The sequence below is a fragment of the Desulfovibrio porci genome, from assembly GCF_009696265.1.
In the GTDB taxonomy this organism is placed as follows: Bacteria; Desulfobacterota; Desulfovibrionia; order Desulfovibrionales; family Desulfovibrionaceae; genus Desulfovibrio; species Desulfovibrio porci.
On sequence record NZ_VUMH01000005.1, the window covers coordinates 142,538 to 163,223 of the forward strand.

Consider the following 20,686-nt stretch of genomic DNA (forward strand, 5'->3'; position numbering starts at 1 on the left):
GAAAAGGCCGGGGCATATCGCACCCGGCCTTTTCTGTTATGTGCCGCCTGTCGGGCGGTTATTTCGAGAAGCCCTACGCCGCGCTCGGCTCGACCGCAAGCGGCCGCTTGGGGCCTTCCTTGAAGATTTTCTGCAGCACATAGGCCGCCGCCATCAGGCTGAGACCGATGATGTCCGTCATCAGCCCCGGCGTAATCAGGGTGATGGCCGCGCCCACCAGCAGCAGACGTTCCCAGAGGAAAAGATCGCGCAGCCAGTAGCCCACACTGGCGAAGGAAAGCGAGGCAATGCCCACGGCCGCGGTGCAGACGATGAAGACGATTTCCATGTTGCTGGCGCCGATCATCAGCAGGCCCGGATTGTAGCAGAAGATGTAGGGAATCAAAAAGCCCGCCAGCGCCAGCTTGACGGCCATGAAGCCCGTGGCGTTGGGTTCCGATCTGGCGATGCCCGCCGCCGCGTAGGCGGCCAGGGCCACCGGCGGAGTCAGGTCGGCCAGAATGCCGAAGTACATGATGAAGAGATGCGCGGCCAGTTGGGGGACGTGGAAAGTCTGGATGGCCGGGGCCGCGATGGTGGCCAGCACGATGTACTTGGCTGTTGTGGGCAGCCCCATGCCCAGCACAATGGACGCCAGCATGGTGAAAAACAGCGTCAGGGCGAAGCTGCCGGCGGAAAGGGTCAGGATGGCGTTGGCCAGCTTAAGGCCCACGCCGGTCAGGGTCACCACACCGATGACAAAGCCTGTGCAGGCGCAGGCCGCGGCTACGCCCAGGGCCAGACGGCCGCCGTTTTCCATGGCCAGAAGAATATCCTTGAGGGCCAGGCGGTTGCACGAGGCAAGCGAATGCCCGACTGTCATGCCGCTGGAGCTGGCTCCGGCCCAGGCCTTCCAGTTGTTGGCCACCAGAGAGATGACCACTGTGGCCAGGATGCAGTAATAGGCCGACTTGAGCGGCGTGTAGCCCTGAATGAGCAGATAAATGAGCACGAAAATAGGGATGAGCAGATAGCCGCCCTGGCGCAGCACGAACCAGGCGCGCGGCAGGCGTTCCTTGGGAATGCCCTTGAGGCCCAGACGCTTGGCTTCCATGTGGACCATGAAGCCCACAGCCAAATAGTACAGCAAGGCCGGAATCAGCGCGGCCTTGGCGATTTCCACATAACCCACGCCCAGAAACTGCGCCATGATGAAGGCCGCAGCGCCCATGATCGGGGGCATGATCTGGCCGCCCGTGGAGGAGGCGGCTTCCACCGCGCCGGCAAAGGCTCCCCGGTAGCCCACGCTCTTCATCAGCGGAATGGTGAAGGTGCCGGTGGACACGGTATTGGCCACGGAGGAACCGGAAATGGTGCCGAAAAAGCCGCTGGCCAGCACGGCCACCTTGGCCGGACCGCCCACAAAGCGACCGGCCGCGGCCAGGGCCAGGTCAATGAAGAACTTGCCCAGACCCGTGCTGTGCAGAAACGCGCCGAACAAAATGAACAGAAAGACAAAGGAAGCCGAAACGCCCAGCGGCATGCCGAACAGGCCTTCCGTGGTCAGATACATATGGCCCACGATGCGCTTGAGCGAGAAGCCCGGGTGTCCCATCATGCCCGGAATCAGATTGCCGAATTTTGCGTAGAGCAGAAAACAGATGGCCACCAGGGTAATGGGCAGCCCCACGATGCGCCGCGTCGCTTCCAACACCAGCAGAATGGCGGCGCAACCGAAGAAGAAATCCATTTCGGTGGGCGGCCCGGCATCCAGTACGATCACATCGTAATTCCAGACGATGTAGCCGCAGACGGCAGCTCCGGCGGCGGCCAGCAGCACGTCGTACCAGGCGAGCTTATGTTTGCTGCCCGTGGCCCGCGCCGGATAGAGCAGGTAAATCAGCACGAGCACAAAGCCCAAGTGCACGGCCCGCTGGATTTGCGGCGGGTACGCGCCGGTGGCCGCCGTGAAAAGATGAAAGCCCGAAAAGGCGATGCAGACCACGCGGATGAAAACTTCCAGCCAGCCTTTGAATGTTCGGTAGGCCGATTCCTTATCGTACTTGGCCACGATTTCTGAGACGTCGACTGTGCCCTGCACCTTTTCGACCGTCGCGGAATCCAGCTTTTCCACCTCTTCCAGGGCAAAACCGCCGGATCCCTCCTGTTCAATAACTTTCATCCGCTCTTTGTGGCTCATCCCTACCTGCCTCAAAACTAAACGTTGTCATATGCTGCGGCGCGCTTTGCCCCGTTCCGTTCAACGGGCCGCCGCATCCGTGCGGACACGCGACGCCAGCGTAAAGGTGACGGCGCTGCCCGGCGGCGCCAGCGTGGCCAGAGGAATCTCACGCGCGTTCCCTTGCGCCGGTTCCCCGTCAGCCGCGCCCTCCCGCGGCAAAAGCAGCGTATGCCGCGCAATGCGCCCCACGCGTACATCAAAAGAAGGCAGCGCCTTATGGTAGCCGCTGATCACAATGTGCCCGTCGCCGGTGGACATGGTCTGTCCCGGTCCGGGATTGTGCGGCAGGCCCGCCCCAAAATCCTGATAAACCGTTTTTTCCAGAAAAATCATGCCCCGGCTGACGCGAAACCAGTCTTCCACCGGGCTTTTGGCCACAGAATGGATATAACGGATGCCGAAGGCCAGCCCATCACGGGCCGGGCAGGAAAACAACACCACGCCGTCGGCATTTTTCAGCACCAGTCGGCCGTCCGTGTTCCCCCACTCGGCGGGTCCGCCCGGCGCTTCAGGAGAAGCAGCCCGCGCCGTTCCCGCCCAGAACAGCATGCAGAGGCACAGCAAACCCGCCGGCATGTACATAAAATTTTTCAGCATGCCCATTTCCGCCCGCAGGCCGGTCCGGGCGGGAGATCGCCCCCGCCCGGACCGTATTGCCTGAAACGAGACAGGGCGAGGGAAAGGCCCCTCGCCCACAGTATTACTTCAACGCGCCTTTTTCCTTGAGGTATTTGGCCGCACCGGGGTGGAAGGGAATGGTCACGCCGTCGACAGCGTGCTGGAGCGAAATTTCCGCGCCCTTGTTGTGCGCCTTGGCCACATCATCAAGGTTTTCAAACAGGGTCTTGGTCAGGGTGTAGGCCACGTCGTCGGGCATATTTTTGTTGGCCACCAGAATAGCCTGCACCGAAAGCGTGGGCACGTCCTTTTCCTGGCCCTTGTAGGTCTTGGCCGGGATGGCGTCCTTCACCAGATAGGGGAACCTGGCCACGATTTCATCGGCCTTGGCGCCGTCCAGGGGCACAAAAACCACTTCCTGCGCCGTGGTGATATCCTGAATGGCGGGATTCGGCGTACCGATGGTGAAGACAAAACCGTCCAGTTGGCGGTCCTTGAACTGGTCGGCTGTTTCGCCGTAAGGCAGGAAGATGGGTTCCAGATTCTTGTAATTCAGGCCGTAGAAGCCGAAGAGCTGACGGCAGTTCACTTCATTGCCGCTGCCGCGCGCGCCCACGGAAACCTTCTTGCCCTTGAAGTCCTCCAGCTTGGTCACCCCGCTGTCCTTACTGGCTACCACATGCAGATATTCGGGATACAGGCGGGCGATGGCGCGCACATCCCCCAGCTTGGTGCGGAAGGGGGCCTTGCCGTTGAAGGCCGCGTCGGCCACGTCATTCTGCACAATGGCAAAATCCACATCCCCGGCTTCCACCAAGCGCATGTTTTCGCCCGAAGCGCCCGTGGCCTGGGCGGTGATGGACAGCGCGCCGTTGCTTTTGGTGGTGAGCACCTGACCAATGGCGCCGCCTAGGGGGAAGTAAACTCCGGAGGTGCCGCCGGTGGCCAGAGTCAGACGTTTGGCGTCGGCAAAAGCCGTGGCGGCGGCCAGAATCAAGGCGCCGGCCAGAATAAGGCTGAAAATTTTTTTCATCTGGGGATACTCCTTGAACAGGGTTGGCCCGTCAGACGGACAGAGCGCACCTGATGCGTCCGCCGTGCGCCACGGGCATAAAACCGGTGGGAACTCTTTTTCTTGTAGCGCATGGAGACGTTAAAAGCAAATCCGGGGCGCTCCGCCGCGCCCGGACCGGCCGCTCCGCCGGACAAAATGCCGAACGTGAGGCACGGGAATAGGACAGTGCGACCCGGTGGCGGATTGCCGCTTGCCGTTTGCCATTGCTTTGCACTAAAATGAAAAAATACGTGGGGATTTCATAACCGCATCCGAGGAGGCAGTTCCATGCGACATCGTGTTTTCCTTCCGGGCCTGGCGCTGCTCCTGGCGGCTGGCCTGCTGTTCGGCGGCTGCACCAGCAAATACGGCGCGCAGAAGACCAGGGTCAATTATTACCCGCAGTGCTACCAGCCTGTGGCCCAACTGCGGCAGGATGAAAACAGCACCGGCACCAGCACAGCTGTGGGCGCTACGGGCGGCGCCCTGCTCGGCGCGCTGATCGGCGGCCTTGCCACCGGCAAGGTGGAAGGCGCGGTGGCCGGCGCGGCAGTGGGCGGCGTCTCCGGCGCGGTGGCCGGCAATATTTACGGCAAATCCCAGGCGCGGGACCGCGACGCCGCCTACCTGCAGGCTTATTCCCGCCAGTTGGGCTCCGAGGCGGCCAGCATGAACCGGGCCACAGCCGCGGCCAAGGTGGCGTCCAAATGCTATGACGAACAGTTTCAACTGGCGGCCAACCAGTTCAAGGCCGGACAGATCTCCCGCCTGGATTTCCAGAATCGTTACAATGAAATCCGTAGCGGCCTGGAGGAGACGTCCTTTATTCTGAACAGCACCGCCACGACCATGGCCGAAAAGGACAGCGAATACCAGCAGGCTCTGGCCGAGCAGTACACCGCCGCCCAACCGGCTTCGGCCAAGCGCGCCCCTGCGGGCGAAAGCGGCAGGCGCACCGCCGCCCGGAAGGCCCCGGCCTCAAGCCAGAGCACGGTTACGGCCCAGGCCGAACAGTGGAAAACCTCCCGCGAGGAGCTGGAAAATACCCGCCAGGATGTGGATTCGCGCCTGAACGCCTATCAGCAGACTGTGGACAACCTTTTGATCTGAATGATCTGAACCGCGCGCCCGCCCCCGCCTTGCTTTCCGCTTGCGGGGCGGGCCGCGTTTTGCCCCGCCCGGGGTGTGTGAAAGCGGAGCTTGCGCATGACAGACGGCGAAAACACCACTTCCGGTTCCTCCACCGGCGCGACCTCTCCGGCGGAAAGCGCCGGGACCCTGTCGCCGCCCGCGGCGGTTCCCTGGTATCGAAGACCCTGGTTCTGGGGCCTGCTGCTTTTCCTCTGCCTGCTCCTGCTGGCGGCCTGGCTGGTCTGGAAGGAGTGGCAGGCCGCGGAATCCCGCCGCGCGTCCCTTGAGCGGCAGACGGCCGAGGCCCGGCAAAACAACCAGGCCCGCGAAGCTTTTCTGCTACGGTTGCGCCTGCTGCTGGAAAAAGAACCCTGCGACATCCAGCGGGAACTGGACACAATGACGCCTCCTGACGGCGTGGTCTGGCCGCCGCTGCCCGTGGCTCCAGGCCAGTCCCCCGCCGACGCGGCGGAAGCGCCCGCCGTCCGGACGCCGCTCACCCCGCAAAGCGCGGCTGCCGCCCCGCCGACCAGTGTGGCCGAGCTTCTGGAACAGGGAACCGTGCTGATACTGGCCCAGAGAAAAGAAGGCCTTTCCATGGGTTCGGGCTTTTTTGTCGCGCCGGGCTATATCGTCACCAACGCCCATGTGGTGGGCGACGCCGGTCAGGCCATTGTCGTCAACAAGGCCACCAAGGGCCTGCTCACCGCCACGGTCCTGCGCACGACCCAATCCGGCGGGCGCGACTTCGCCGTTCTGCAGGTGCGGGGCGCGCCGCCGATCACGCCGCTCAAGCTGGCCGCCGACATCAAGCGCACCGAACGGGTCAGCGCCTGGGGTTTCCCCGGCGCTGTCACCGCTGACGATCCCAAATTCGCGGCCATGCTTCAGGGCAGCGCCACCGCCGCTCCGGAAGTGGTCTATACCGACGGCGCGGTGAGCGTCATCCTGCAACGCACGCCGCCGCTCATCGTGCATACGGCCACGGTTTCCCAAGGCAACAGCGGCGGGCCGCTGGTCAATGACAAGGGCGACGTGGTGGGCATCAACACCTTCATCAAACTGGATGACGAATCCTACCGCCAGTCCAGTCTGGCCATTGTCAGCGCCAGCCTGGCCGACTATCTGCGCTCCGTGGGGATTCCGTTCAGCCAGGCGGCCCCGGCCTCCCAGGCTCCGGCGGCTCAACCCGCCATGGGAGGCAAGCCATGAGCGTGCGGATTGCCGTCAGCCTGCGCGGCCAAATGCGGGCTCTGGCCAGCCAGGGAATTTTCGCCACAGACTGCTACGCCCAGATCCGGGCCATTCTGCTCCAGAAACTGGGGCCAGAGCATGCAGCCCTGCTGGCCGAGCCGCAACACGACGCGGAAGGCCGCAATGTGGACTGGTACGCCGAGGGCCAGGGCGAAGCGCGGCCCCTCAAGGAATTGCCCGAGGCCGAGGCACAGGCCTTGTGCGCCAAAGCGGGCGGCCTGGCCAAAGACATCCTGGCCCTTTCCCGGTCCCTGACCGCCGACGCCCAGGCCCGGCAGGCCCTTTCGGGCCTTTTGCTGCAACTGGCCTTGCAGCATCCCTCCGACGACGATCTCTGGTCCCTTGACGGCAGACCCGTGCTGATCAACTGGGGCTTCGCGCCCGGCGCCGTGGGCGCGCAACCGCAGGACCTTTCCCGCCTGGGGGCCGCGCCCCCGCCTCCCGCGCCCGTAGCGGCCCCTGTTCTTCCGCCGACCCCGGGCCGAACCGGCTGCCTGGCCTGGCTGTTGCCCCTTCTTCTGCTCCTGTTGCTGCTCTGGCTGCTGCTGGCGGCTCTGGGCATCCTGCCCTCGCCCCTGCCGTCTTCCTGCTTCAGGACGGACGACGCGGCTCTGGAAACCGAGAAAAACCGCGCCGCCCAACTGGATGACGAACTGGCCAGGCTTCGGCAACAGCTGCTGGATCGCGCGGCCCTCTGCAAGCCGGTGATCCCGCCGGTAGCGGCCAAAGAACCCGAGCAGCCGGTCAAGGAACCAAAGAAGGAACCGGAAGTGGTGGAGCCCTTCCTGGGGGAAACGCCGCCGGAGCCGGACAAACCCAAGGTTGAGAAACCCAGGCGGGAAAAGCCAAAAATCGAGCAGCCCAAGCCCGCGCCCAAAAAGAACGAGGATCTGAACATCCCTAGCGACGCGGCCAAGAAAAACGACCTTGCCTTTTTGGAAGGTTGCTGGACCAGCGAGACGGGTCTGTACTCGCATCCCTCCAACGAGCCGATCATCGCCGAATACTGCTTCGACAAGAACGGCAAGGGCCGCCGTTTCGTGCGCGAGCGCAACGGCCAGGTTTGCAGCGGTTCGGCCGGCGCGCGCTTCCAGGGCAACCGCCTGCTCTTTGATTCCGATCCGGCCCGCTGCCCGCGCGGCGGCACCTATGTGCCCCAGAAGGTGGAATGCACGGGCAGCGAACGCAGCACCCAGTGCAAAGGCAATGAGCTGGGCGGCTCCCGCCACAAGTGGGACGCCCGCTTCAGAAGGAAATAAGCATGGACGCCATTCCCCGTTATCTCTCGCCGGTCAGCATCATCCCCGGCGGTTGCCCGCAGTTTCTGGATTTTTCCCTCTCCGAGGAGGTCATCCACCGCCTGCGCCGCTATTTCCGTGAGGAAAAAAAACAGGAGGGCGACGCCGGAGGCCGCTATACCCACTATCTGCGCTGCCTGGTGGAAACGGAAAACGGCTTTGTGGACCAGCTGACCGGCCAACCCTGCGACTATGACTATGACATGAACGCCCGCCGCGCTCTGGATGTCTGGGAAGGACACTGGCTGCCCGTCCCCTTCTTGCGCACCCTGGACCAGCTCTGGCCCGACGGCGGCAGACGTTTTGAATGCGGCCCCTCCAACTGGGCGCGGGCCATGGTCATGCGTTCCGAACAGCAGCCGGGCCAGTTGCGCGTGGTCCTGGCCTTTGACACCAATGTGGAGCCCCGCCCCGCAGAGGGCGAGGAATATCACGCCCTTTCACCGCAGGATGTGGCGGCCCACGGCCATTTCATGCTGGCCCATCAGGTGCGCGACAACTCCTGGTTTCTCAACGCCGCCTGGGTGGACGAATGGCTTTCCGGCATCTACAGCGCCTGGCGGCAGACCAGACACCACGGGCGCGGCTCCTGGCAGGAGGAAACACCCTACGTGCTGGAACATCTGGCCAGCTACCTGACCTGGCTGGAAACGGTACGCCTGGCGCTTGACGATCTGGCCGCCCAAGTCATCAATCCGGACCGTGACACCCCTGTGGACGTGGACCTGATTCTGGACATCGGCAATTCCCGAACCACGGGCATTCTGGTTGAAACCTTGCCCCAGCGCGTCACCAACCTCAACGACAGCTATCTGCTGGAGCTGCGCGACCTCAGCCGACCCGACCGGGTCTATGCCGAGCCGTTTGAAACCCGTGTTGAATTTGTGGACGCGGCTTTCGGCAATGACGCCCTTTCCCGCCGCTCGGGCCGCCAGAGCCCGGCCTTCGCCTGGCCCTCGGCCGTGCGCATCGGGCCGGAGGCCGCGCGTCTGGCTACCCAGGCCGTCTGCGCCGAAGGCACCACGGGCATGTCCAGCCCCAAGCGCTATCTCTGGGACGAGCGCCCCTGGCAGCAGAGCTGGCGCTACAATACCGGCGGCAAAGCCGAACCCATGGTCAGCCGGGGGCTTTTCGCCCGCCAGCTCAATCCGCAGGGCACGCCCCTGGCCTGCTTTGACGATCCGCTGTTCAAAAAGAGTCCGGCCCTGCAAAGGCAGCAGGCCGAGCCCATTTTTGAATCCCTGTTCACCCGCTCGTCCCTGATGCTCTTCATGATGGGCGAAATTCTGACGCAGGCGCTGGTGACCATCAATTCTCCGGCCACCCGTGTCCGGCGGGAACTGCCCAACCTGCCCCGTCGGCTGCGGCGGCTGATCTTTACCGTGCCCACGGCCATGCCTGTGGCGGAAAAACGTATTTTCCGGCGTTGGGTGCTCTGGGCCGTGCGGGTAATCTGGGACGCGCTGGGCTGGGGCCAATGGTACCTGCCCCAGCAACAGAACAAGGGCCAGAGCGGAGATTACCGCCTGAGTCCACAGGTGCGTTGCGACTGGGACGAAGCCAGTTGCTCGCAGCTGGTCCTGCTCTACAATGAGCTGGCCGTCAAACAGCACGGCGACGCCCACCACCTCTTCCGCCTGATGGGCAAACCACGCGCCTCCTGCGGCGATCATCCCTGTGTGCGGGTGGCTTCCATCGACATCGGCGGCGGCACCACGGATCTGTCCATTACCACCTATGAGCTGGCCAGCGGCGAAGGGGACACGGCCCGCATCGTGCCGCACACCGAATTCCGCGACGGTTTCAATATCGCCGGAGATGAAGTATTACGTGAAGTTGTGGCCAACCACGTGATTCCGGCCATCGGCGACGCCCTGGCCGCACAGGGTTTGAGCGAACCGCGCGGCCTGCTGGGCCAGTTGTTCGGGCGCGACGCCATCGGCATGTCCCAGGAAGAACGCAATACCCGCGTGCGTCTGGTGCGCCAGATCGCCGTGCCCGTGGCTCTGGGCCTGCTGGCCGCCTGCGAGAATCCGGATATGCGGGATGCGGGCTACAGTTGTGTTCTGGGTGATTTTTTCGAACCTGATCCCCTTGCCCCGGCGCAAGAGCACGCGGTTCCGGCTCTGGACGACAACACTCCCGCCGGTTTCAGCCCGGCGGCGCGCGCCCCCCGGCCTCAGGCCGCCATTTTACGCGCGGTGGAAACCCTGGTGCGCCGCGCGGCGCCCTTCATCCAGAACTTTAATATTCTGGATGTGCCCATCCAGGTGCGCCCGCGCGCCGTGGACGCCACCATCCGGGCCACGCTGGGGCCCACCCTGTCCGCGCTCTGCGAAATGGTGCATTTGTACGACAGCGACGTGCTGCTGCTTACGGGCCGCCCCAGCGCCTGGCAGGGCGTCATCGCGCCGGTGCTGGCCAAGCTGCCCGTGCCGCCGGACCGGATCATTCCCATGCGCCAGTACCATGTGGGCAGTTGGTATCCCTTTGCCGATGCCCTGGGCAGGATTACCGACCCCAAGACTACCGTGGTGGTGGGGGCTATTCTCTGCGCCCTGGCCGACGGACATCTGGAGGGTTTCTCCTTTGATTCCGGCGCGCTGCGCCTCACCTCCACGGCGCGCTATATCGGCGAGATGGACATCAACAGCCAGCTCAAGCGGCCCAAGGTCTGGTTCAGCGTGGACGTGGAAAGCAAAGAGGGCACGGAACAGAGCCGCCAGGTGGCCTTCAGCGGCCCGCTGTCCATCGGCTACCGCCAGTTGGACGCCGAGCGCTGGCCCACCACACGCTACCATTTGCTGGCTTTCGCGGGCGAGGAGGCCCGCTCCCGCGCCTCGGGCCGCCTGCCCTATACTGTGGAAGTGCGCCTGCGCGTGGAAGACGTCTGGGACGACGCCCCGCGCACGGATGAGGAGAAGGAGCGCCGCAGCGAAGGCGAATTCAGCATTGACGCCATTACAGACAACCAGGGCCGCAGCGTGGACCGCCGCGACCTGGAAATACGTCTGCAAACCCTGAAACTGGACGAAGGCTACTGGCTGGATACCGGCATTGTGACCGACGCCGGCTAGGGGCTGTCTCTAAATCCTTGCCGTGAAATGCGCGTGGGCGGGCTTTGCCTGCCGGGAACGAACATTTCGAGTGTTGAATGCACCAAATGAGGATGGCTATGCAGCAGGATACCGATCTGGCCCGGCTTTGCCGCGATTTGGCGGAGCAATCCCGTCAGGCCGAGGACTGGCTTCAGGACAATTGTGAACTGGTGGGCGGCGAATGCGCGGCCCTGCAAAAGGATATGCGCCACGCGGCCCGCTTTTTTCACAAATGCGAGCAGGCCGCGCGCCGCAAGATGTGCGTGGGCGTATTCGGGCCCAGCCAGTCCGGCAAATCCTATCTCATCTCGGCTCTGGCCCGCGACGCCAAGGGCTCCCTGTCGGCGGATTTCGGCGGCACATGCTATGATTTCATCACCCAGATCAATCCTGAAGGCGGCAAGGAATCCACGGGCCTGGTGACCCGCTTCACCACCACCCCGCCCGAAGGCCTGTCCGAAGGCTTTCCCATCCGCCTGCGTCTGCTCTCTGAAACGGACGTGGCCCGTGTGCTGGCCAATACCTATTATGCCGACTGTGAGCATAAGGAAGCCCCTCAGCCCGAGGCAATGACGGCAGCTCTGGACGCCCTGGAGGCCCGCGCCTCCCGGACCGCCCCCACTGCCCCGGCCGACGGCGCGTTGAGCGGCGACGACGTGGAAGACTTGAGGGAATACATTAACAAAAATTTCAGTTCCCGGCCGCGAGTGCAGATGCTGCAAAAAGGCTACTGGCTGCGGGCCGCGGAACTGGCTCCGCGCCTGGGCCTGGAAGACAGGGCGCAATTGCTGGGCCTGATCTGGAACAGCGTGCCGCAATTTCAGGGCCTTTACCTGCAACTCTGCGGCGCGTTGCGCGACCTAGGCCACCCGGCCGAGGCCGGTTGCCCCATTGAGGCTCTGATCCCGCGCGAGACCAGCATCATTGACGTGGCCCTGCTGCGCGGCCTCAGTGAGCCGTCCACGGACATGCTGACCATTCTGGGAGCCGGGGGACGCAAGGCCGCGCTGCCGCGCGCCGTGGTCACGGCCCTGACCGCTGAAATCACCATCTATATGCGCGAAAAGCCGGACGACTTCTTTGATCACACCGATTTGCTGGACTTTCCCGGCTACCGTTCCCGCCTGAAACTCGAAAACCTCAATCAGGAGCTGGAGCGCCCCGGCACCCTGGAAAACCTTTTCCTGCGCGGCAAGGTAGCCTACCTGTTCGAGCGCTATTGCGAGGAAAAAGAGCTCACCAGCATGTTGCTCTGCATCGGGCCCGGCAATCAGGAAGTGCAGGATCTGCCGCGCGCCGTGTATGACTGGATATGCTCCACCCACGGTGAAAACCCGGCCCACCGCGCGGGCAAGGCCCCGGCGCTCTTTTTCGTGCTGACCAAGATGGATATGGAATTCGAAAAGAAAAAGGGCACGCCCTCCGTGGAAACGCGCTGGACCACGCGCCTGCAGTCCTCTTTGCTGGACTTTTTCGGCAAGCAGCACGACTGGCCGGAAAACTGGGACGGCAGCCATCCCTTCCGCAACGTCTTCCTGCTGCGCAATCCCAATTTCCGCAGTGAGGCCATTTTCAGTTTTGACGGCGACAGGGAAAGCGGCATCCGGCCGGAGCAGACGGCCTACGTGGAAGAAGTGCGCCAGGCCTTTTTGCAATCGCCTCTGGTGCAACGCCATGTCAGCGAGCCCGAAACCGTCTGGCAGGCGGCCATGACCCTCAATGACGGCGGCGTGGCCCTGCTGCGCGAAAAACTGCGCCCGCTCTGCAATCCCGAGCTGAAACGCCGCCAGATCACAGTCAGCCTGGACGAAAAACGCGAACAGGTGCTGACCAGGCTCACGCCTTTTTACAAAAGCGACGACCGCGAGGAACAGCGCCGCCGGCAGGAGCAGCTTTCCCGCGTGCTGGTGGCCCGGCTGGCCCGGCTGGCGGAAAAACAGCTCTTCGGCGAATTCCTGCGCGGCCTGCAGGTGCGGGATTTCGACCTCTACGAGATCTGCTCCCGCGCCGGTCAGAGCCGGGATCAGGCCGACGCGCCGCCCGCGCCCGCGCCGGTGGTGGGGACGCGGGTTTCCGCCAATGACATTCTGGGCGACATTTTCGGCGACAGCCAGTCCGCGCCCGCCGTGCCTGAAACCGGAGAAGAGGACCGCGCCCGCGATACGGCCGCCGTTTTCGCCGGTCTGGCGCTGGAGCACTGGATCGGGCGCTTGCGCGATCTGGCCGGCGACGCGGAGGCCCGCAATTATTTCGGTCTGCCCGCCAAAGAGCTGGACCAGTTCTGCCATGAGCTGATCACCGCCGCCGCGCGTTGCGGGCTGCGCGAAAATCTTGAGGCCGATTTGCGGCGAAGTTCGGCCTACAGCAATATGGCCCGCGAGCGCCTGATCTGGAAGCAGGTCAGCCTGGCGGCCGACGCCGTCAACGCCTTTGTGGACTGGCTGGGTTTCGACCCCCGCTTCAAGGATCAGGCGGCGCGCACCATTCTGTTCGGCGGCAAAAGCGTCAGCCTGTTCAATCCGCCCCCGGCCGTCACGGGCGAACCGCATATCGCGGAGGAAGAATCGCCCTATGACCGCCTCTGGTACACGGACTGGCTGCGGGCCCTGGCTTACAGCGTGACCGCCAATGTGGATTTTGACGGCCGACAGACCGTCAATCCGGAACAAAACAACCGCCTGCGCGACATCCTGCGGGCCTTCAAGGAATAACATGCGCGCCACCATCACAGCGGACTCCTCTCGCGGCCCCGGTTACGGCATTATCGAAATCCACGACGCGGGCAATGTCATTGATCCTGTTTTTGTGCTCCGCCGGGGTTCGGACGGCAAAACCCTTTCCGGCGGCGGCTGGCAGGAGAGCGAAAGCGCGCTCACGCCCGACGCCTGGGACAATGACGGCGGCAGCCTGCGCCTGTCCGTGGGCCCGGCCGTGGTGGACGAGATGGACAATCTGGACGCCTACCGCCTCAGCCTGCCCGGCGCGGGCGTCTGCGTGCTGGTTCTCCGGGATCTGGTCTATTCGCATATCAGCGGCGGCCAGGGCGTCGGCGTCTATGCGCCGCCCGCCCCCGAAGCCGAAGCGCCGGTGGAGACTGTGACGGAGCCCGAGCCGGTGGCGGAAGAAGAAACCCCGCCGGAACCGGTTTTGCCTTCCGTGGTCGGGGAGCCGCCCCTGGAAATGCCCGAGGAGCGCAAAGGGAAAAAAGGCGGCAAAGGCGGCCTGCTGGCGGGCGCGCTGCTGCTTCTGCTGCTGATCGGCGGCGCTGTGTGGTGGTTTGCGCTACGCGCGCCGGAAAAACCGCCCCTGCCGCCCGCGCCCGCAGCGGACCAGAACCGGACGGCCCCCGCCGCATCCGCCGAAAAATCTCCTCTAGCCGCCGCGCGTGAGCAGTTGCGCGGCGAGGCCCGGCCCGAAATGAGCCTGGCCCTGGCCAAGCCCATGCGCAAGGACGGCGCCGGCGCTGAAGAAAGCGACGCGGCCTTTCTGCTGCTGGAAGACGCGGCCCAGAAGGGCAATGCGGAAGCCATGCTGCTGGTGGGGCAGTTTTACGATCCACTCAGTCCCCTGCCGCACGGCAGCATTCCTGTGGACATGAGCCAGGCAAAGCACTGGTACGAGCAGGCTGCGCAAAAAGGCCGGACCGAAGCCGCCAAGGCTCTGGACGCCCTGCGCGTCCATGCGCGGGACGAAGCGGCCAAGGGCAACACCGAAGCCCAAAACCTGCTGCAAAACTGGAAGTAAGGCGCGACCGGACCGTTTGCGCGCTGTAGAGCCGCACGGCCCGCGTTCCGCGCAAGGAGAAAAAAATGCATCTGAGCGTCCGTTTGTGGCTGCCCCTTTTTGCGGCGCTGTGTCTGGGGCTGGCCGCCGCGGCTGTCCGGGCCGAACCGGCTTCCGCACCGGCTCCTTCCTCCGGCCCGTTGCTCCAGGAGGGCAAAAAAAACCTTTTCCAGCGGGTGGTCAGCCATCCGGGGGCCAGCCTGCGGGCCGAACCCAGGGCCGACGCCACAGTGCTTCAGGAAGCCGTGGTTCCCTTTACCGTGCTCTATGTCTACGCCCGGCAGGACGGCTGGCTGCGGGTGGGCCCTTCCACCAGCCAACCCGCGGGTTGGCTGGAAGCGGCCAAGGCCACGGACTGGAACCAGTCCCTGACCTTGCTGTTCACCCCGCGCACGGGGCGTGATCCGGTGCTTTTCTTCAAGACCGAGCAGGACCTCAACGCCCTCTGTTCCGCCCAGGACATGGAAAAGCAACTGGACGCCCTGCTGAACGCGGCGGCCGCATTCGCCAAACCGGGCACAGGCGGCGCGGCCGCCGATCTGCCCGCGACCTTCCCCGTCATCGCCAGCGAACCCGGCGGCGCCCAGGGGGCGGTGTCTGAAAAGCGTTTTTATCTCATGCCCATTCTGGCCATGCAGGACCCCTTTGACGGGGTGAAATTTCTGCGCGTGGCCTCCATTGACCCCGGCGACTATGCGAAAAACAAGAACAGCCAGGGCAAAAACGGCCCGCCCAAGACCGGCATCGCGCTGGTCATCGACACCTCCATTTCCATGAAACCCTATATTGAGCAGAGCTTCAACGTGGTCCGGCAGATCTACGACAAGATCGAACAGGACAAGATGGCCGACAATGTGGGCTTCGCTGTGGTGGCTTTCCGCAGCAGCACCACGGCAACGCCCGGCCTGGAATACGTCTCCAGGGTGGTCAGCGATTTCGCCACGGCCAAAAACCGCAAGAGCCTGGAGGACAAACTGGCCCAGGTGCGCGAGGCCACGGTCTCCAGCCACGACTTTAACGAGGATTCCCTGGCGGGCGTGTACAAGGCCGTGGAAGAGCTGAACTGGAGCGAATATACCTCGCGCCTGATCCTCCTGATCACCGACGCGGGCCCCCTGAAAAGCGACGACACGTACGCCTCGGTCAAGATGGGCGTCAACGAGCTCAATGATTTCGCCCGGCAAAAAGGCATCTGGATCACGGTGCTGCACGTCAAAAGCCCCGGCGGGGCCAAGAATCACAGCTACGCCGAACAGAGCTACCGCGCCCTGAGCAAGCTTTCCGGCAACCGTTCCAATTATCAGGCTGTCGCCGCTCCCACCCCGGCGGAAGGCGCGCGCCAGTTCGCGGCCGTGGCCAAAACCCTGGCCGCGGGCATGGTGGATATGGTCAAGAATACGGCCGACGGCAAAATCATGACCCGGCCCAAGGATGAAACGCCGCAGCAGGCCACGCCCGAACAGCGGGCGGCCCAACTGGCCGCGACCCTGGGCTATGCCATGCAGCTGGAATATCTGGGCCGGGCGCGAGAAAACCAGGCCCCCGGCGTGGTCAATTCCTGGATCGCGGACATGGACCTCAAGCGTCTCGCCAGGCATGAGCAAAGCCCCAGCGTGGAAGTGGCCGTGCTGCTGACCAAAAATCAGCTCAACGACCTCAGCGCGCAGCTCAAGGCCATCATCGACAATGCCGAGCGCACCAAAAAGACCGACTCGCGCGACTTCTTCCAGGGCATTCTTTCAGCCTCCACGCGCATGGCGCGCGATCCCAATCTGCCCACTCAGGGCAAGAATCTGGCCGAACTGGGCGTACTGGCCGAATTTCTGGACGGCCTGCCCTACAAGAGCGACATCATGCTGCTGCGCGAAGAGGACTGGTACCGCATGAGCATCGGCGAGCAGACGGCCTTCATCAACCGGCTCAAGTCCCGCCTGGCCCGCTATGAGGAATACGACCGGGACCGCGCCAACTGGGAAAGCTTCGGCCAGCCCAACGCCGGGGACTGGGTCTACCGCGTGCCCCTGAACATGCTGCCGTAGCCGACGGCTCCCGGCCATGTATCAGCTTAACGCTGATTGACTCTGAGAAGAACTGAAAGCCCCGGTTCGCTCCGGCGGCCGCCTGTAACGCGCACCGGCGCTCCCCGCCTGAACGGAGAGCGCCGGTGTGAGTGGATACAAGGCTTGAGCGCCCCTCCAGGCTTACCTTAAGAACCGGTGAAGACGCCGAGAACATGGTCGGTGAGGACGATGGTGTTGTCCGCCGCCGTAGAGCCAAACGCGGTCACGCCGGTGACGCCCACCAGTTTGATCACCAGATCGTTGGTTCCGGCGCCCGCCACGCCGTCGCCCTGGATGACGTAGGTGTCGCCGCGGTACTCGAACGCGGCCGTGCTCGTGGCGTCTCCGATGATGTTGTCGCTCAGCGCCGCCTCGATCAACTGCTCCAGGGAGGCCTTCCCCGTGAAAGTGATAATGCCGTCTTTCGCCCCATAGGTGACGTTGTCAATGCCTGTCGACTGCCCCGACGCCACATCGCCGAATACAACCTTGGTCGGCAGATACAGCGCGTCCCCGGATTTTTTGTCGGTCTGGAAGCCGCTGACGCTGTCATAGTTGTTGTACTCGGAATCCCCCCGAACGTATGTCAGCGTGCAGTACCGCATATCTTGACCGGAAGGGGGCATCCCGCTGGCCGTCAGGTCGATGGTGTCCGCGCCCTTGCCGCCGTGGATCTCCACGGGGTTTGCGTTATTGTTGGCCGCCACTCTCCCCCCGCCTCCGCTGATGAACATGTCGTCCTGGTCGGAACCGATGAACTTCACCGCGCCATAGAAGCCGCTCATGTCAATGGAGGCCTGGCCGGTGATCTGGGAGCAGTCAAGCTCATATTTCGCAGTATACTCGTTATACGTCATGCCCGTGATGGTCAGATTGGCGGCGTATTGAATGTCAAATTCCTTGATTGCGCTGTTGGTGGCGAACGTGAGGCTGACGTCCTCTCCGGGAGCGTTGACGGTTATTATGTCAGAGGCAAACGCGAGGTCGCCGGAGAGGGTCTCAGGTTGGTCCCGCCGACGATGGTCATATTCACAGACGAGGTGGCGGGGGTGTTTCCGTGTTCCTTATGGTATTCTTCAAGGGGCTGTCCTAGCTAAGAAAAAAGAGCTAGGATAACGCCATGTATGAAAGGCGCAGCAGACTAAGTAATCGGCAACAGACCGAACTCATAAAATTTTTTGTGGCAGGCGCTACGGCAAGGGCTGCCGGAGAAATGGTAGGAGTAAACCGTAACACAGCCGCATCCTATTTCATGCGCTTGCGCCGTCTTATTGCTTCCCATCTCCCCAGTTATCGGTTGTCCGGTGAGATAGAAGCTGATGAGAGTTACTTTGGCGGAGTAAGAAAAGGTAAACGAGGACGGGGAGCTGCCGGAAAAATAGCCGTTTTTGGTCTGCTGAAGAGAAACGGCAGAGTCTATACGGCAATCATTCCCGATGCCCGTACGGAAACACTTCTGCCTATCATCAGAGAACAGGTGGAGCCTGACAGCATAGTCTATACGGATACGTTTTCAGCTTACAACGCCCTGGATATCAACGGATTCCATCATCATCGCATCAATCATTCCCAGAAGTTTGCGGAACAATATAATCATATCAACGGAATAGAAAATTTCTGGAATCAGGCCAAAAGACACTTACGTCGCTTTAACGGTATCAAGCCTGAACACTTTTACTGGTTCCTCAAGGAGTGCGAATGGCGCTTCAATGGGGGCAATCATAAACAACTCCTAACTGAGCTAACTTATTGGGTAAAACAAGCTAAACATTAGTCTTAGCTAGGACAGCCCCTTCTTCAATTCCCTTGACGGACAATTCTATATTACCAGCAATTAAGTTTACGTCCGCGATGTTGAGGCTATCGTGTCCCTCGCCGCCGTCGATGATGTAGTGCTCAACATCGCCGTTCTCGTTGGTCACGTTGAAGGTGTCGTTGCCCTTGCCGCCGTTGAGAATGGTAGCGTTCGTCGTCTTGCTCGTGCCGTTAATGTTGAGCGTGTCGTCGTTCGTGCCGGTGTTGATAGATTTCACCTTCGCGCCGACGTTGACGGTCACCTCGTTCTTCGCCGTGGCGCTGCCTATGATGGCGTGCTCGGACGTAAACGAGGTTTCCAGCTTCAGCACGCCGCTGCCGGTTACGGCGGACGCGTTCAGAGTATGATCCTCCAACAGGAGGTCCGTAGGCGGAACAGCCCCGTTTTTCTGCCCGGCCCAGGAGATTGTGCCGTCGTCTTTCAGGGTGACGGAACTTTCGCCCGAGGCCTTGATGGTGCCGCTCACCTGGAGATCGTCGTGAGGGTCGAACGCGGCGAGAATGCCGGAATAGTCCGGCGGCGGCGGGGTCGGCGTGTCATGGACGTTGTTGTTCAGACCCGGCACGACGGAAAGGTAGCCCGGCAGGTCGTCCGGCGGCACGGCCGCAAGATCGCCCAAAGGCTTGTCCTGACCGTCGGCGATCACGAAGCCGCCGTGGGAATCGTTCTGGATCGGCACCAGCCCCTTGATCGCGCCGTCCTGGCCGACCACGATGGCGGCCGTGCCGTCCTTGTCCAGCACCAGCCAGTTGCCCGAGGCTTTGCCCGCGTCGTCCCCGGTGGGCGGGAGGACCGTGCCGTCACGCAGATCCTCGATGTTCGGCGGCGCGGCGTGGTAATCTGCGTCGCCCGGCACGGGCAGGGATTTGTCCGGGAAGATGGGGGCCGGGGAATGGCGCTCGTCCGCCAGGCCGCCGACGTCCGCCGGTTTGAGCGGCAACACGCCGGTGTCGTCGGGCGGCGGAGTGGCGTGGTTGTAGTTGGCGGGCACGGTGTGGCCGGTGACGGCGTCCCTGGCCGGGTCGTTCCCCACCCGCTGCTCCATGGGCACGGTTTCCACAAAGGCGATGCCCGCCGCGTCGGCCTCATCCGCGCCGAACGCCGCATAGTGGTCAATGGGGTCCAGAGCGGCTTGCTGAAAGGCTTCCAGCATGTTTTCCAGGGTCCAGCCGCCCTTGGGGTCCGTGTGCTGCAACTGGTACAGCTTGGCCTCGTAATAGGCGTTGGCGTCAAAAGCGTTGGACGGGTTGATGAAGTTGCCTTTCGCGTCCGTTTCAAAGGCTCCGTAGGCCGCGTAATGCTCCGCCGGGGTCATGCCCACGTCCGTAATGGCTTGCAGGGTCTGTTCCACGGTCCAGGGGCCATCGCCGTACCAATTGGGTTCGCCCACGGAATTGAGTTGTGCGGTCTTGGCCTGCAAGTACTCGTATTCGTTGAAATACGGGTTCGGGTTCAGCCCTTCCTGGCGGCCGAACATCTCGTAGTGCTCCTGAACCGTCATGGAGGCGGCCTCAATGGCGGAGCGCAGTTCCGGCTCGGTCATGGGCGTGCCTATGCTCGCCATTTGCGCCAGTTTCGCGGAAATATAATACGCTTCATCAAAATAGTAGGCCATAGCTTCATCCCCCCCACTGTTACTCTGTCAAGAAACATATTATTTTCGTCTTATATCTGAAAATGTGGACATGCAATACCGAAGCGTTTGTGCGGGCGGACGATGCGCCGCGTCGCCCCGACATGGCGGCTGGAAAAAATTTATATTATCGGGAGATTATCTGAAAATCTTCACCCGCAACAGGCCCGGAAAAAATTTTCAAAGTAATTGATACGGCGCGGCAGATATACAAAAAGTCGCGTGTCATTACATTCATGTAACATGAGTAAAAATTCTTTATTGGGCTTCATAGTGGTCCAGGGGCTGTCTCCAAATAAATTATTATAGCCAAATGAGACACGCTGCCAGCATAGCCGCAGCGTTAAAGGTTATGGCAAGATTATCATATCGAGCAACAACTCTTCGGAATGATGTAAGCTTGGCAAAGAAACACTCAACAAGGCGGCATTCCTTGCAGGTGATCGTCAACAGCAGCGCGCAGCTTGGGGAGATCACCACCGGCGCGGGCAAGGACGCCATCGTCGAGGAAGACAGCGCGAAGACGGGCGTAATCAAGGCCAAGGACGGCAATGATACCTACCTGGGGCGTCCGGGGAGATCATTCCCCCCGCCTGCCGGGGGCGCTTAAAAAAATTCCCGCGCAACCCGGAGCGGCCCGCCCATACCATTGGCGGGCCGCTGCTTTTGTTGGCGCGCTCCGGGCCGTAACCTCCCAAGCCATTGCTTGCTTCACGCACT

General features: G+C 62.6%; 14 protein-coding genes. 9 read left to right on the plus strand and 5 right to left on the minus strand.

The genetic code is table 11. From position 1 onward, the window contains the following. Positions 1 to 73: 73 nt before the first annotated feature. The 3 genes from FYJ44_RS06755 to FYJ44_RS06765 form a co-directional block, all read right to left on the minus strand. Entirely contained in the window at positions 74 to 2,161 is a 2,088-nt protein-coding gene (locus FYJ44_RS06755) for a TRAP transporter permease (RefSeq protein WP_229772568.1), read from the minus strand. A 78-nt stretch (positions 2,162 to 2,239) separates the two neighbouring features. Then, a complete protein-coding gene (locus tag FYJ44_RS06760; RefSeq protein ID WP_154510511.1) occupies positions 2,240 to 2,818 on the minus strand; it encodes a DUF1850 domain-containing protein in 579 nt (192 codons plus the stop codon). 103 nt (positions 2,819 to 2,921) lie between these two features. Then, entirely contained in the window at positions 2,922 to 3,872 is a 951-nt protein-coding gene (locus FYJ44_RS06765) for a TAXI family TRAP transporter solute-binding subunit (protein ID WP_154510513.1), read from the minus strand. A gap of 309 nt (positions 3,873 to 4,181) precedes the next feature. Between FYJ44_RS06765 and FYJ44_RS06770 the strand changes: the two genes are divergently transcribed. The 7 genes from FYJ44_RS06770 (at position 4,182) to FYJ44_RS06800 (ending at position 16,496) form a co-directional block, all read left to right on the plus strand. Beyond that, positions 4,182 to 5,003: a YMGG-like glycine zipper-containing protein gene (locus FYJ44_RS06770; RefSeq protein ID WP_154510515.1), complete on the plus strand. Its 822-nt coding sequence runs from the start codon at positions 4,182 to 4,184 to the stop codon at positions 5,001 to 5,003. Between the two features lie 96 nt (positions 5,004 to 5,099). Then, positions 5,100 to 6,236, plus strand: a complete 1,137-nt coding sequence (locus FYJ44_RS06775) for a S1C family serine protease (RefSeq protein WP_154510517.1) — start codon at positions 5,100 to 5,102, stop codon at positions 6,234 to 6,236. Continuing rightward, the gene (locus FYJ44_RS06780; RefSeq protein ID WP_154510519.1) at positions 6,233 to 7,537 is read left to right on the plus strand and encodes an SrfA family protein; all 1,305 of its coding nucleotides are present in this window, start codon (positions 6,233 to 6,235) and stop codon (positions 7,535 to 7,537) included. Before FYJ44_RS06775 ends, FYJ44_RS06780 begins: the two co-directional genes overlap by 4 nt. Positions 7,538 to 7,539: 2 nt before the next feature. Then, positions 7,540 to 10,653, plus strand: a complete 3,114-nt coding sequence (locus FYJ44_RS06785; RefSeq protein WP_154510521.1) for a virulence factor SrfB — start codon at positions 7,540 to 7,542, stop codon at positions 10,651 to 10,653. 98 nt (positions 10,654 to 10,751) lie between these two features. Next, positions 10,752 to 13,385 carry a virulence factor SrfC family protein gene (locus FYJ44_RS06790; RefSeq protein WP_229772569.1) on the plus strand — a complete coding sequence of 878 codons (2,634 nt, stop codon included), beginning with the start codon at positions 10,752 to 10,754 and terminating at the stop codon, positions 13,383 to 13,385. A 1-nt stretch (position 13,386) separates the two neighbouring features. Further along, positions 13,387 to 14,418, plus strand: coding sequence for an SEL1-like repeat protein (locus tag FYJ44_RS06795; RefSeq protein WP_154510525.1), 1,032 nt, complete (start codon positions 13,387 to 13,389; stop codon positions 14,416 to 14,418). A gap of 65 nt (positions 14,419 to 14,483) precedes the next feature. After that, a complete protein-coding gene (locus FYJ44_RS06800) occupies positions 14,484 to 16,496 on the plus strand; it encodes a vWA domain-containing protein (protein ID WP_154510527.1) in 2,013 nt (670 codons plus the stop codon). A gap of 167 nt (positions 16,497 to 16,663) precedes the next feature. Here the strand turns inward: FYJ44_RS06800 and FYJ44_RS06805 are convergent, their stop codons facing one another. Next, positions 16,664 to 17,302 (minus strand): hypothetical protein, encoded by a 639-nt coding sequence (locus tag FYJ44_RS06805; protein ID WP_195840969.1) that lies wholly within the window; start codon positions 17,300 to 17,302, stop codon positions 16,664 to 16,666. Between the two features lie 335 nt (positions 17,303 to 17,637). Between FYJ44_RS06805 and FYJ44_RS06810 the strand changes: the two genes are divergently transcribed. Beyond that, entirely contained in the window at positions 17,638 to 18,291 is a 654-nt protein-coding gene (locus FYJ44_RS06810) for an IS1595 family transposase (RefSeq protein ID WP_154510531.1), read from the plus strand. On the opposite strand, the gene FYJ44_RS06815 is transcribed toward FYJ44_RS06810, so the two are convergent. Continuing rightward, positions 18,281 to 19,948, minus strand: a complete 1,668-nt coding sequence (locus tag FYJ44_RS06815; protein ID WP_154510533.1) for a hypothetical protein — start codon at positions 19,946 to 19,948, stop codon at positions 18,281 to 18,283. The two genes, FYJ44_RS06810 and FYJ44_RS06815, sit on opposite strands and share 11 nt — an antisense overlap. A gap of 451 nt (positions 19,949 to 20,399) precedes the next feature. Between FYJ44_RS06815 and FYJ44_RS06820 the strand changes: the two genes are divergently transcribed. Next, positions 20,400 to 20,576 (plus strand): hypothetical protein, encoded by a 177-nt coding sequence (locus FYJ44_RS06820; RefSeq protein ID WP_154510535.1) that lies wholly within the window; start codon positions 20,400 to 20,402, stop codon positions 20,574 to 20,576. Positions 20,577 to 20,686 lie beyond the last annotated feature (110 nt).